Below are 1,098 nucleotides of genomic sequence, written 5' to 3'. Positions count from 1 at the left end.
CTGAAACGCAGCCTGCTCACCGGCCCCGACGAAGCGCGCGCACCCTCCACCGCAAAAGAACCCCTGATCCGCTTGGATCGCGCCAATATGCTCAAGGTGATCGTGGCGGAGGACAATGCCGTTAACCAGCTGGTGATCGACAGCATCCTCAAATCGTTAGGTATCCATGCCACGCTGGTCAGCGACGGCGCACAAGCCGTAGAGCAAGTCCGCAACCGCCCGGATCATTGGGATATCATCTTCATGGATTGCGAAATGCCGGTGATGGACGGCTACCAGGCCACCCGGGAGATTCGTGCCCTGGAGGCCGCTCTGGAAACACCTCCGCACTGCTGGATCATTGCCCTGTCGGCCCATGCCACCGGCGATTATGTACAAAAAGCTCGCGACGCCGGGGTCGATGATTACCTCAGCAAACCGGTATCCCAGCAGCAAGTCCACGATGCACTCAGGCGTGGCCAGGGAACCTCTGGATAACGCCTTACGTGCTCAGTCTTTCAGGCTGGCTCGCAATCTATACCCCATTCGGGGCACAGAGGGCGCGTTTTTGAAGGTGTCCCCTAACTGGGATCGAGATATGTCCATCCATCGAAAAAGCGCAACAACGAGTGCGGGTCAGCCTGGAAAACCCGAAGGGCGCGGCCTGGAGCGCACATCTGCTGCGCCCTGTCTCCAGGAAAGGGAGCCACCCTTACCGTCGAGACAAGACACAACAGCTGTACGCTCCAGGTCACGCTGAGCATGCAAGGAGTTATTCAGAGGTTCCCCAGGTCTCCAGAGACATTACCGGCTAACGGAAACCGTTGAGGGGTTAAGGAGTTGCGCGCACACCGCCAGCAGCTCCCTCATCCGTACCGGCTTACCCAGAAAGGCATCACAACCGGCGTCCAGACAACGCTGGCGATCCACCGCCAGCACGTTGGCCGTCAGCGCCAATAGGGGGCCGCCATACCCCCGGTCACGCAGGGCCTGGGCAGTTTCATAGCCATCCATCACCGGCATCTGCATATCCAGCACAACCAGATCGTAAGCGCCGTCGGCCACCTGAAAGGCCGCGCAGGCTTCTTTCCCATGCTCCGCTTCTGTCACCTGCATGCC

2 protein-coding genes are annotated in these 1,098 nt (G+C 59.7%); one reads left to right on the top strand and one right to left on the bottom strand.

Annotated features, from left to right (window positions below):
- Positions 1 to 477, top strand: a 477-nt coding sequence (locus A3730_RS19005) for a response regulator (protein WP_156501255.1), incomplete at its 5' end; no start/stop codon positions are given.
- Positions 478 to 783: 306 nt separating this feature from the next.
- Here A3730_RS19005 and A3730_RS19000 read toward each other — a convergent pair.
- Positions 784 to 1,098, bottom strand: a 315-nt coding sequence (locus A3730_RS19000; protein WP_156501254.1) for a response regulator, incomplete at its 5' end; no start/stop codon positions are given.

It is taken from the genome of Alcanivorax sp. HI0044 (genome assembly GCF_001634945.1).
Note: the sequence above shows the minus strand (reverse complement) of the source record. Positions and strands in the feature narration are given on the sequence as shown.